General features: G+C 54.8%; 11 protein-coding genes. 4 read left to right on the top strand and 7 right to left on the bottom strand.

Annotated elements, in window-relative coordinates; translation table 11 throughout:
* Nucleotides 1-154 precede the first annotated feature (154 nt).
* The 4 genes from BJQ17_RS04420 to BJQ17_RS04405 form a co-directional block, all read right to left on the bottom strand.
* Nucleotides 155-379 carry a hypothetical protein gene (locus BJQ17_RS04420; protein ID WP_059183346.1) on the bottom strand — a complete coding sequence of 75 codons (225 nt, stop codon included), beginning with the start codon at nt 377-379 and terminating at the stop codon, nt 155-157.
* 129 nt (nt 380-508) lie between these two features.
* A complete protein-coding gene (locus BJQ17_RS04415) occupies nt 509-1,534 on the bottom strand; it encodes a hypothetical protein (protein ID WP_059183345.1) in 1,026 nt (341 codons plus the stop codon).
* 297 nt (nt 1,535-1,831) lie between these two features.
* Complete coding sequence (locus tag BJQ17_RS04410) at nt 1,832-3,139, bottom strand: OprO/OprP family phosphate-selective porin (RefSeq protein ID WP_009395904.1); 1,308 nt, start codon at nt 3,137-3,139, stop codon at nt 1,832-1,834.
* 210 nt (nt 3,140-3,349) lie between these two features.
* Nucleotides 3,350-4,318, bottom strand: coding sequence for a LysR family transcriptional regulator (locus BJQ17_RS04405; RefSeq protein WP_059184118.1), 969 nt, complete (start codon nt 4,316-4,318; stop codon nt 3,350-3,352).
* Between the two features lie 257 nt (nt 4,319-4,575).
* Here BJQ17_RS04405 and BJQ17_RS29650 point away from each other — a divergent pair, with 257 nt between their 5' ends.
* From BJQ17_RS29650 to BJQ17_RS04395, 3 genes are read left to right on the top strand one after another with little or no spacing between them, the layout of a single operon-like run.
* A complete protein-coding gene (locus BJQ17_RS29650) occupies nt 4,576-4,995 on the top strand; it encodes a GtrA family protein (protein WP_004576062.1) in 420 nt (139 codons plus the stop codon).
* Nucleotides 4,961-5,944: a glycosyltransferase family 2 protein gene (locus tag BJQ17_RS04400; RefSeq protein ID WP_033726583.1), complete on the top strand. Its 984-nt coding sequence runs from the start codon at nt 4,961-4,963 to the stop codon at nt 5,942-5,944. The genes BJQ17_RS29650 and BJQ17_RS04400 overlap by 35 nt, the downstream gene beginning before the upstream one ends.
* Nucleotides 5,938-7,392, top strand: coding sequence for a glycosyltransferase family 39 protein (locus BJQ17_RS04395; RefSeq protein ID WP_004576064.1), 1,455 nt, complete (start codon nt 5,938-5,940; stop codon nt 7,390-7,392). The genes BJQ17_RS04400 and BJQ17_RS04395 overlap by 7 nt, the downstream gene beginning before the upstream one ends.
* A gap of 82 nt (nt 7,393-7,474) precedes the next feature.
* Here BJQ17_RS04395 and BJQ17_RS04390 read toward each other — a convergent pair whose 3' ends face one another.
* Nucleotides 7,475-7,696, bottom strand: a complete 222-nt coding sequence (locus BJQ17_RS04390; protein ID WP_003253450.1) for a hypothetical protein — start codon at nt 7,694-7,696, stop codon at nt 7,475-7,477.
* Nucleotides 7,697-7,962: 266 nt separating this feature from the next.
* Between BJQ17_RS04390 and BJQ17_RS04385 the strand changes: the two genes are divergently transcribed.
* Entirely contained in the window at nt 7,963-8,550 is a 588-nt protein-coding gene (locus BJQ17_RS04385) for a hypothetical protein (RefSeq protein WP_004576065.1), read from the top strand.
* A gap of 58 nt (nt 8,551-8,608) precedes the next feature.
* On the opposite strand, the gene BJQ17_RS04380 is transcribed toward BJQ17_RS04385, so the two are convergent.
* Both BJQ17_RS04380 and BJQ17_RS04375 read right to left on the bottom strand, forming a co-directional pair.
* A complete protein-coding gene (locus BJQ17_RS04380; RefSeq protein WP_059183344.1) occupies nt 8,609-10,027 on the bottom strand; it encodes a heavy metal sensor histidine kinase in 1,419 nt (472 codons plus the stop codon).
* Nucleotides 10,024-10,698, bottom strand: a complete 675-nt coding sequence (locus BJQ17_RS04375; protein WP_059183343.1) for a heavy metal response regulator transcription factor — start codon at nt 10,696-10,698, stop codon at nt 10,024-10,026. The genes BJQ17_RS04380 and BJQ17_RS04375 overlap by 4 nt, the downstream gene beginning before the upstream one ends.
* Between the last annotated feature and the right edge of the window lie 458 nt (nt 10,699-11,156).

Here is an 11,156-nt window from a genome sequence, read left to right as displayed (position 1 = left end):
ATTGGGCTTTGTGCCCAGCCATATCAGGATTCAAAATGAAATTCTGAATGAAGGCTCTGCAATAGCGAGAAAGGCTGCCTTGATTAGTGGGCCAGCTGATCCTGGAGTAGAAGCACCGGGCGGGCGCAGATAGCGCACGACCGGTGCTATTCACTCACTCGTCGATACCGATACGCTTGAGGCTTTCAAGGGCCTTACCACACTCAGGTGAGCCATGCCGTAAACCGCAGGCCAAGGCAGCTTTGAGGCTCATCACACCGCCTACAAAACCGACTTGATTGCCGACTCCGTGTCCGTCCGAAAATCCCTGATCATACGCAATCTCGACAAGCGCATTGATCGCCGCCAGGGTGTCTTGTTTGTTTTTACTGTTCTGCATATCTACTCCGCGAGCATTCAGCTCATATCGCTCGGTTAGGTGGCGGCACCTTCAGGTTTGGGCTGAGCGAATCCCGCTCCCATAGCCAATCCCTTCAGGGGAGGGCAAAGCCCCGCCACCGAAAGAAAATCAGCTATTGAGAGCAGGTGGCTCGTTTTGGTCATCGGTGCTGCTCGCATCCCCGCACTGGCACTGAGTGGGTACATCCGGATAGCCGCTGTGTTTCTCGATGAACAGCGTTCGGCAGGTTTCGCACCCATAGATCCGCGGCAGAGACTTCAAACCCTCTGGCAACACATCGCTCAGAGGCTCGTTATGCCAAGGAGCTCCGTCAAGGATCCTGGAGCGCAGGATGTTTCCCAGGCGCCAGGTGTCACTTTGTGCGCGCCAGGACCACATCGGCGCAGAAAGCGAATACTGGATGAAGGTCTCTTGTGACTGCCTGGCGAGCGGGTACTTGGGGCGGGTCCAGCCGGAATCGATGATGCTGAAACCCATGCCCATTTCTGCGCTCGGATGGGTCTTTTCACCAAAGAAACGGTCATGCGTCGCTGGAGCCGTCGCATGATGGTCAGTCGGTGGGAATACCCACAAATAACACTCATCTCGGTTCACCATGCTGATGAGCTCGCTTGGCCCGCGCATAGGGGAATTTGCAGCCAAGGCGAAGCGATCCTTCCACGACATGTTGGGAGGCGGCGCAATACCAGCAGCGATGGCCAACGTGGCCGTCTTGGGGACGAACCGATCGCCGAGCTCGTTCAGATCCAGATTCTTGCAGAGGGCTTTGAAGGCCTTTTTGCGAGTCTTCGAGGTGAAGGTGGGGTCAAGAAGCAGGCGAACCTGGTTCACGCCGATTCCCGCGGTTCGTAGCACCTCGATGACCTCTTCTGCCACACCGACTGCTTGAAGATCGGTCAATCCCAAGCACTTTTTCGCACGCTCGACCGCCGCGTAGAGGTTGTACTGCCGTGTGTCGTTGTCACGACTGACCTGGATTGGGAGCTTGTCTTGGGAGGCTACTTGCGGTGCAACGGAGCCGATGGCCGCGTGGAACAGCTGGTGGATGTCCTGGTGAGAATACAGGCGGCCAGAAGCCGAAAACGAGGCGTGCAGCTGAGCAGCGAGAGGTTGAAGCAGCTTTTTGGCAGACATGACTATCCCCTAAAGAGCGACGTTGGGGTAGCTGCGCTTGTAGGGCCGTTAGACGCGAAGCTGGACGTCGAATCAGGTTCAATCATGAGTAGGAGTCAGGTTTGATTTGCTTGCACGGCCACCATGCAAAGCCCGACGCGGCAATCACACCAGATTCGCCGAGCGTTGGCAAGAGAGGTCATCGGTAAGCAAAAGCAGGTAGGAGGAGGGCGCTCCATGCTTGATCACGTCAGAAACAGGAAAGCCGGAAGCACATACAGCGCTTCCGGCTTTCTCACGTCAGACTGATGAGAGGGATCAGAAGACGTATTGCAGACGGGTCACGATGGCATTGCCGCTGTCGTCGCCCACGGTGTTCTCGTTATTGTCGGTACGCACGTTGATGTAGTTGGCACTGACTTTCACCGCCTCGTTGACGTACCAGTTCACACCCACAGTGTGGCTCTTGGCCTTGCGCTCGTTTGATTGGTCCGCTGCGGTGACCAGGTTGCCGTCTTCGACCTTGATATCGTCAAAGCGGTAGAAGACTTCCCAGGCCCCCAGTTCCTTGTTCTCTGGTTTGATAGTGTCGAACTTGGCACCGTCGAGCTTGTAGATACGCGGCTCGCCGGTCAGGGTGTAAGCCATCTGGGCGTAGTAACCGGAGGCCTTCATGTCGTTGTTGGCCTGGTCAGCTTTCAGCTTGCGGCGAAGGTATTCCGCTTGCACCGAGAACGGGCCGGTGGCCCAGGCACCTTCGAGACCCCAGACCGAATCGTCCTTCCACAGGCCATCTTGTGCGGCGGCACCGCCAAACAGCATGCGGTTACCGTTGGTGCCGGCATCGCCGCCGCCATTGGTATCTACACCGCGAACGCCCAGACGCGAACGAATCCGGGTATCGACCGCACTGTTTTTGAGGTCGCGGTAAGCGTACTGAGCACCGACGTGCAGGACGTTGCCATCACTGTGCAGTGGTGCGAACACGCCACGTACGTTGTAGCGCTTGGTGCTGTCGCCATCCGAGTTGTTGTTGGTTTCACTGAACACGCTACCGGAGACATAAGCCATGTCAGCGATGGTGCTGGTGGCTTGTACACCCATGCCGGCGTTGTCGTTGATCCAGTCCGCCAGGTCGTACGAGAGGTTCCGCTCCATGGCGGTGGTCCACTTCGAACTTGTGGCTTTCTCAAGACCGAAGTCGGTATAGAAACGGCCGAACCGCAGTTGGACCGGCTTGAAGCCGGTGTAGGTCAGGCTGGCTTCGTCGAAGTAGCCGTCGGAGTCGTTGCCCGTGTTGCGGGAAAGGTCGTAGTTGAGCTGATACTTCCAATCGCGGTACAGCACGCCGCCGAGCTCAAGGTAGGCGCGACGGAAGTACCCTGCGTCAGCGGTATCGCCATTCTTGGTGAAGACACCATCGAACCGGCCGTAATCGGCCTGAACTCGGCCGCCCAGTTTGAAACTGAATTCCTTGTCAGAAGTCGATACTTCAAGACCGCCCTTGGTCTTCAGAACGATGTCAGCTCCGTCAGTGGTTACTGTTCCGGAGAATGCTTGCGAGGAAAATGTGCCTATTATTGCGGCAGCCAACAGCTTTTCCCGCATGTTCGAAGAACGGATCATTGCTTGCCTCTCGTATGTTAAGTGCTTAGGTACCGACGTTGTGTTTCGCCCTGCGCCGGCCTAAATTGATCTTGCAGATGGGAGCAGGCCACGGTTGTCACCTGCTGTAACAAGATGCCTTTGTTCTAAGCACTCTGACTAGATTGCAAGCGAATATGACAGTTGTGTTTCTTAAGTGTTAACGGGAGAGTTTCAAACCTAACAAAACTGTTACCGAACAAGCCAGTCTTTCTTATCAAAGAAGCTCTTCTTGATCAATCTTCGAATTTCCAAAACCTGGGGATTACGTATCAATTTCGATTTGATAACAAGATAGACATCTTTCTCCTCCAGGTCGTCCAGGAAACCCGGCACGGGTAGGATATTTCTCTCCAGTTTTCGGCTGTAGTCGGGCAGCACTCCAATACACGCACCACCAACGACAAGGCCTCGTGATAGGTTGTAGCTCTTGACCCGAGTGGTACCGCCCTGATGCTCAGACATTATCGATGCCCACTTTCGTGAGCCCGCCAAGATCTCTTCATCCCAAGGGACAACGAGCATGAAGTTGTGCAAATCCAAGCTCTCCACAGGAAGGGTGACGCTCCTTGAGTAGCGGCTGGAAATGAACAGCGCGTGCCCAATCCGGCCGAGCCGTTCAAACCTATACGTAGGATGGCGATCAAAAGCGCCCTCATCATCTGGGCTCACGAAAGCGATACCCACATCGACTTCACACTCAGAAAGCATCTGCGTTGTGCACTCTGAATGGATTTCCAGCCGCATTTCGGCATGATCGCGTACGTAGGCGACTAGATCGCGGTTCACGATGTCGCTCAGCACTGGCTCTGTGATCGCGATGGTAAGCCTGGAGTCCTCCTTTTCACCAGACTTGCCCAGGCCTTCAGGGCCGAAGAGTTGGCACAGGTACTGGCTGACCCTCTCGCCTGTCCGGGTCAGAGCAAGCTTGTTGTGCTTGTAGACAAACACGGGAGCACCAATGTGCTCTTCCAGTTTCTCCAAGCGTTTGCGAAGGCCTACCACTGGCACATTGAGCCCTCGGGCAGCCTGTTTGAAACTGGCACAACGTGCTGTTGCGAAAAACTCTACGGCCAGCTGATCATCAATTGGCAGATCATCCAATATGTCAGGACTGTAAGAAACAACGCTGCTTGTATATGTTTCATTTTGTGTAACCATTCGATCCCCCTTCATTCGGGGAATCTAGCTCAATGTCGTCTGACATTTCCTTATCTTGACAACATTGTAATGCACAGGTCATGCGTGCGTTATTGGCAGGCCTTTATTTCAAAAGCGTAATCCTCAGGCAATCCCTCTGATATTGTAGCGTGCTAGTCTAGTGCGCCAACTCATTACTTATCATATATAGATTCAGCTAATTAAGCATTTACATTTAGTTCACTGTTTTTTCACCTTTGCCTCCATAGGCTTTGGCCATGGAAAATCAAAACCCACCTCTTATTACCTTACTAATTCGTTATCTGGGGATCGGCTTCATAGCAACGGGAATCCATTACGTGGTGTTCCTAGTGCTGGTTACGACAGAATTTGCTACTCCGTTGCTGGCCAGTATCTGTGGCGGCATGGTTGGCGCAATCGCAAGCTTTATTGGAAATAGGGCGCTCTGTTTTGTGGCAGATGGCTCTCGTAAGTTTCAGCCTGTCAGGTTTGCACTGGTCGCGTTAGCTACAAACTTCGGCAATGGCGTGGGTATGTGGTTCCTCATCAAGTCGAATCTGTCACCGCTTATCTCCCAAGTCCTAGTGACCTTAAGCCTCACTGCACTTGGATTCATTGCACATCGTTTTTGGACATTCAATCATGCAGACATTACATCGCTTTCCCGAGCGCCCTGATCCCTTGTTAACCATCGTGGTCCCTTGCTTCCAGGAAGAGGAAACCATCCCCGAGTTCCACCAGCGAATCACCCGCGTGGTTAAGCGCTTACCCGTCTCCTGCGAAATCCTCTATGTCGACGACGGCAGTAGTGACCGGACAGCCGACATTCTTCGCCACTATCAGGATGGGTCATCTGTACGTTGCCTGTCCCTGAGTCGCAACTTCGGTAAAGAGGCTGCACTGAGTGCCGGGATAGATCATGCCCGTGGCAGTGCGCTGATTTTCATTGATGTCGACCTGCAGGATCCACCAGAGCTCATCGCGGCCATGGTGGACTACTGGCAACGCGGCTACGACGTAGTGAACATGCAGCGCAACTTGAGAATCGGTGATTCGTGGTTCAAGCGCATGAGTGCCCGGGCTTACTACTGGGTCATGCAGCGCCTGGTGGAGAAGGTGGACATGCCGGCCGATGTCAGCGATTTCCGATTGATTGGGCCTGCGCCGCTGGCAGCACTGCGGGCGCTGGACGAACGCTCCAGGATTCTCAAAGGCATGATCGGCTGGGTAGGCTTTCGTACTATCGAACTGCCCTACAATCGCACTGTTCGCCATGCCGGGAGCACCAAGTGGAATGCATCTGGCCTGTTCAATCTGGCCATCGAGAGCATCGTCAGCTTCTCTCGCAAACCGCTGCGCATTTTCAGCCTCATCAGTTTCGGACTATTCGTCTCCAGCATCTGCTACATGCTCGCGTCGCTTGTGGCAGGCAGTTTCGACATCCATCACCTGATCGTCGGAATGGCTTCATTCATGTGCGTCGGTGTCGCCATGGTGGGAGAGTACCTGGGCGTGACACTCGCGGAAGTGAAGCGCCGGCCTCTCTATTTCCTGAAGCACAGCAACAAGGTAGATCCCGTGTCACTCCACCCTTCGATGGCTTCGATCGAGGGTAAGAAATGCTGAATCTGAAGAACGAGAGGACGCTGTGGTTGATCCTGGGTTCGATTTTGCTATTGCGCTTGGTGGGGCTGGGCATCTACCCGCTGATGGACACATCTGAGGCCCGCTACGCTGAAATGGCTCGCAAGATGGTCGAGTTGAATGACTGGATCACGCCCATGTTCGACTACGGGGTACCATTCTGGGGCAAGCCTCCGTTGTCCTTCTGGACTCAGGCCGCGAGCATGACGGTCTTCGGCGTTAACGAGTTCGCTGCGCGTTTCCCAGCGTGGCTACTACACCTGGCAAGCTGTTTCATCATCATCAAACTCGGTACGCAGCAGATTTCTCGTAACGCCGGCATCTGGGCTGCCATTATTTTTTCCAGCACCACACTTGGCCTGGTCTCCAGCGGTGTTGTGCTGACTGACCCTGTTTTGTCGTTCTCGATTCTGCTGGCCAGCTACGGTTTCTGGCGTTGGATGAAGTGCGCCAGCAAGGCGGATGCCTACCTGATGTTCGCAGGTCTCGGGCTGGGCTTGCTTGCCAAAGGGCCGCTGACCCTTGTGCTTATGGGGGCGCCGGCATTCGCCTGGTTCGTTATCTACAAGGAATGGGGACGGGTACTGAGGCTTCCCTGGATTAGCGGCCTTGTGCTCATGTTCGGTATATCCGTGCCGTGGTATGTCGCGGCCGAAATGAAAACGCCCGGCTTCATGGAGTACTTCTTCGTTGGTGAGCACTGGAGCCGCTACGTCGTCAGTAACTGGGCAGGGGACCTCTATGGTAGTGCTCATGCCAAGCCGTACGGCAGCATCTGGATCCAGCTCGGATTGTCGCTACTGCCATGGGCCTTGTTCCTACCACTGTTGATCCGCAAGCGTGGATCGATGCAGCGCTTCGAAGCCTACCTCTGGCTGTGGGCCTTGGCGACACCGGTCTTCTTCACATTTGCAGGCAACATTCTGTGGACCTACCTGCTACCCGCGCTGCCAGCGTGGGCCTTGCTGCTGTCTGCACGGGTCAGCGAAGTTGGCCCGAAGACCACCTGGGCTGCCGCTGCGAGCGCATTGGTGTTGCCAATCATCGGTGCGGGCATCATCTACGCCGGGGTACTAGAGGAGCGACCTCAGAATCAGCGAGATGTGGTTCAAGCCTGGCTCAATGTGCAGTCTGCTCATTCCGCTCCCCTGATCTATCCTGGCCGCCGCTCATACTCGTCGGAGTTTTACAGCAGCGGGAAGTCCGAGAACATCAAGGATCCTGCCAAGTGGCCGCAGGATGGCTCGTTCTATCTGTCCAGGCGCTTGCGAGACAGCAAGGATGGTCTGCCCGCTGATCTAGCTTGCACATCGATTACCGAAGCGAACGCCAGCCAGCTCCTGCTGTGCCATTGGAAGCGTACCGCACAAGGTGCCGAGGGTCTGGCCGGAGAAAGCAATGCGGAAACGCCTCGCAAGAACGAAGGCTAAATTCCAAGCACAAAAAAGCCAGGTTTTACCCTGGCTTTTTTGTCGATTACTTTCGTCATTTGAAGTCCTATTTAACCGCCGATTAATTGTCGGCTTGTTCCTTACCATCCTTGCTTTCTTTCTTTTGCTCTTGAGCGACTTGTTGTTTGTTCTGGTCCGAAGAGTCATCGCTCCATAGGCGAGCCTGTTCGGTTCGGAAGTTCTCGTTGAACTGTTTCGCTCGCTCGAAGCCGCCTTCAGCGTAAGCGGTACCCATGAGACCCAGCAGCAGGCTGCCAATAGCGATAGACTTGACAAATTTCATTGTGAACCTCGGTTCATACTAGGCCTACCTGATTAGCGGCCTTTGTTGGTTTGTAGTTTAGGAACGCGAAGCTAACGACAAGGTGAGTCAATAATTACAATTCCGTAATTTTGGCTGCAGATAGGATGCGTTAAATCGTCAAATCTGGAAGGATCATGTCTATCTCGGCACTGTCGAGGGCGACTTCGAATTTTGTCTTAAATTACAATTTTGATATCTAGCGCGTTAATTCAGCGCGGCGTTGTTGGCCGCCCTAGGAGATAGCCATGAATGACATAGAGCCCTGGGCAGTTGCTATCGGTGACTTTCGCCGCTGCACTGAAAAACTCACTGTCCAACTCGACGAGCTGACCTCGCAGACGCGCACCTCCAGCGCTGTTCTGGAGAGGTCGAACGAACTGGTGGAACAGGTGGACGCTGTCGGCCGGCAGATTCAGGAGGAGGTGCGAAAGGCGGAGAAGGCTTGGTCGAATGCGGAAGAAGTTGCCTTGCGCGCCGCTGCATCAGCATATTCAGCTGCATGCCGCGGAGTCGAAACCGCCATCCAGCCACTGATTTCGGAGCTTACAGCAGCGACAAAGGCCGCGGACGCCTCTATCCAGGAGCTCAAGCGTGCACCGGTGCTGGCCAAGCGTTATGTGATGGTGGTTGCCACGGCGTTCTTCATTCTGGCGCTGATCTGTGTCTACTCGACAATGCGCCTGATCGATGCCGCCGGCAGCGTAAGTGCTCAAGAGAAAGTGAATGCTCAGTACTTCTCCCACCTGTGGAAGAATGCCAATCCTGACGAGCAGAAGATCATCAAGTCGGTGATTCTGCGGTCGCCCATGGACCCTGTGGTCCTCCGGCACTGATGCATTGAGGCAAACAAAAAGGCCCGTCGATTGACGGGCCTAATCGTGTCTGCGCAATTTAAGCGGCGGTCATTGCCGGCTGCATTTGCTGGGCTGCGGGAAAGTGAAGGTGGAACCACGTGAAGTTTTCTTCGGTCACCTCCACGCTCGCCGACCCTTGGTGCAGGCTCATGATCGACTGCACAATGGCCAAGCCAAGACCGGTACCGCCTTCGCTCCGTGCTCGGCTCTTGTCCACACGGTAGAACCGCTCAAACAAGTGCGCATGGTGTTCCTTGGCAATACCGCGGCCGGGGTTGCCGACACTCAACGTCGTACCGCTCGCACTATGCTGCACCTTCACGTAGACCGTGCGGCCGCGAGGGCAGTAACGGATCGCGTTCGAGACCAGATTCGAGACGGCACGTTGAACCATCAGGCGGTTCCCGCGCACCACGTCATCACTGCCAGAGATCTGCAGCTGGATCTCGCCTTCTTCTGCCGAAATGCTGAAGAGATCGCACACTCGCTGAACCTCGTCCACCAAGGAAACGGGTTCGAACTCCACCATGGATGCTGGATGACTGACCTGGGCCAAGAACAGCATGTCGGAAACCATGCGGCTCATGCGGTCCAGCTCTTCTGTGCACGACTCTAGAACCTCCCGGTACTCGGAAAGCGATCGTTCTCTGGTCAAGGCAACCTGGGCCTTGCCCATTAGGTTGGAGAGCGGTGCCCGAAGTTCGTGAGCAAGGTCGTCAGAAAACTGCGAGAGCTGCTGAACCCCATCATCCAGGCGAGCCAGCATGATGTTGATACCGTCGGCGAGCTTCTTGAGTTCTGCAGGCATCCCATCAGTTGGAAGGCGATGGTCGAGGCTCTCGGTTGAGATCTTCGACGCGATCTTGAGGAACTTGGTCAGTGGCAGCAGGCCTCTGCGCACGGTCCACCAACCAATGGCCAGGATCAACGCGAGGATGACAGGGGACATCATTAGGCCCCAGGTTAACAACGCATCGAGTAGGGCTTCATTGGATGACTGATCAGCAGTCATGTAGACGCCGACCTCCGTACCATCGCCCAGAGTCATGGCCTGAGAAGCACTGAGCAGGGGGCGTCCGTTATAGTCGCTCCACTCATATTCCGTGGTCTGCGCCGCAGCCTGGAACCTATGAACCTCTCGATTGATCTGTTTGGAACCGATGGTGAGTAAAGGATCTTCACTCTCTGCGGACCTGTAGATGCTTACGTAGAGGTTGTTCTGGCCTGTGACCAAATCCACCAGCTTGTGCGAATCTGAACTGACATCGGCAATATCAGTGATTTCGGAAAGGCTGTGCGCCATTGCCTCCATTTTGACGCCGAGATCGATGCGAGCATTTCTATCCAGTGCTTGCCCAACCATCATGTAACCGAAGGTAGCGAACATCAGCAGCAGCGCTGCGCTCATCAATCCAACTTTTAGTCCCAGCTTTGCAGCCAGGCTGAATGGCCTCATGCGCGTTCCTCAAAAACGTACCCAACGCCACGAAGCGTGTGAATGAGCTTGGTTTCAAACGGGTCATCGATCTTCGAGCGCAAGCGCCGGATGGCTACATCGATGACATTGGTGTCGCAGTCGAAATTCATATCCCAGACCAACGAGATGATCTGAGAGCGAGTCAGCGCTTCGCCCGTTCGGCTCATGAGCAGGTGCAAAAGCGCAAATTCCTTGGTGGTGAGATCGATTCGTGTGCCACCGCGGAAAACGCGATGGCGGACGGAGTCGAGTTCTAGGTCGGCAATTTTCAGCGAGCTCTTCTCTACTAACTCATCACCACGGCGTTGCAGCGAACGGATGCGTGCAAGCAGCTCAGGGAATTCGAATGGCTTAACAAGGTAGTCATCCGCGCCGCCGTCCAAGCCCTTGAGCTTGTCATTGATGCGTCCGCGGGCGGTCAGCATGATGATGCGGACCCGGCTGCTCTTGCGGATGGTTTCCAGCAGATCCCAGCCGTCGATACCTGGGAGGTTCACGTCCAGCAGGACCAACGAATAGACATTAGTGTTGAACAAGTGCAGGGCATCTACACCGTTGTGCACGATATCTACGACATACCCGCTTTCGGATAGGCCCTGCTGAAGATATTCGGCAGTTTTAATTTCGTCTTCCACAACTAGAACGCGCATAACTTATCTCAAGGTGTGAGGAAGGAGTTGGCCTAATCCGCCATGGTTGCAGGCTGTTCGAAAGTTTGGCTGGGGGTATGGCATGTGGTAGTCGCTACCTCTGTCCATACGCCGGGTCACCTGAGGACGCTTGAATCTTAACGCGAAGAAGCTGGTCGCGGCGAAATCCTACAAATTTGTAATGTAGCCGCAAGATTTCTGACAGTCATGCAGGCTCCACCCTTGAGCTTAGCGGATTCTGGGGCCTGCAACGGTGTACGACAGCTTCGCCTGACGGGTGGAATCGGCCAGGACAGGCAGCATTTCTGCCGCTAGCTGGCGGGACTGGTACTGGCCTTGGATCGAGTGCCATGCAGGCAGTCCCCATGGACGGCCCCAAACCCCTGCGCCTTTCTGTGAATTAGTTCACGCGAGGGCTCAGTATTCTCTCGAATAATTATCTTACAATCTATTACATG

The organism is Pseudomonas sp. NBRC 111139, from assembly GCF_001753955.1.
Taxonomy (GTDB): domain Bacteria; phylum Pseudomonadota; class Gammaproteobacteria; order Pseudomonadales; family Pseudomonadaceae; genus Aquipseudomonas; species Aquipseudomonas alloputida.
This window is presented reverse-complemented; position numbering and strand designations above follow the sequence as displayed.

Bases quoted from the DNA above. Each gene is read 5' to 3' on its own strand.
- BJQ17_RS04375 (WP_059183343.1), bottom strand. From the start codon at position 10,698: ATGCGCGTTCTAGTTGTGGAAGACGAAATTAAAACTGCCGAATATCTT.
- BJQ17_RS29650 (WP_004576062.1), top strand. From the start codon at position 4,576: ATGGAAAATCAAAACCCACCTCTTATTACCTTACTAATTCGTTATCTG.
- BJQ17_RS04420 (WP_059183346.1), bottom strand. From the start codon at position 379: ATGCAGAACAGTAAAAACAAACAAGACACCCTGGCGGCGATCAATGCG.
- BJQ17_RS04385 (WP_004576065.1), top strand. From the start codon at position 7,963: ATGAATGACATAGAGCCCTGGGCAGTTGCTATCGGTGACTTTCGCCGC.
- BJQ17_RS04380 (WP_059183344.1), bottom strand. From the start codon at position 10,027: ATGAGGCCATTCAGCCTGGCTGCAAAGCTGGGACTAAAAGTTGGATTG.
- BJQ17_RS04390 (WP_003253450.1), bottom strand. From the start codon at position 7,696: ATGAAATTTGTCAAGTCTATCGCTATTGGCAGCCTGCTGCTGGGTCTC.
- BJQ17_RS04400 (WP_033726583.1), top strand. From the start codon at position 4,961: ATGCAGACATTACATCGCTTTCCCGAGCGCCCTGATCCCTTGTTAACC.
- BJQ17_RS04415 (WP_059183345.1), bottom strand. From the start codon at position 1,534: ATGTCTGCCAAAAAGCTGCTTCAACCTCTCGCTGCTCAGCTGCACGCC.
- BJQ17_RS04395 (WP_004576064.1), top strand. From the start codon at position 5,938: ATGCTGAATCTGAAGAACGAGAGGACGCTGTGGTTGATCCTGGGTTCG.
- BJQ17_RS04405 (WP_059184118.1), bottom strand. From the start codon at position 4,318: ATGGTTACACAAAATGAAACATATACAAGCAGCGTTGTTTCTTACAGT.
- BJQ17_RS04410 (WP_009395904.1), bottom strand. From the start codon at position 3,139: ATGATCCGTTCTTCGAACATGCGGGAAAAGCTGTTGGCTGCCGCAATA.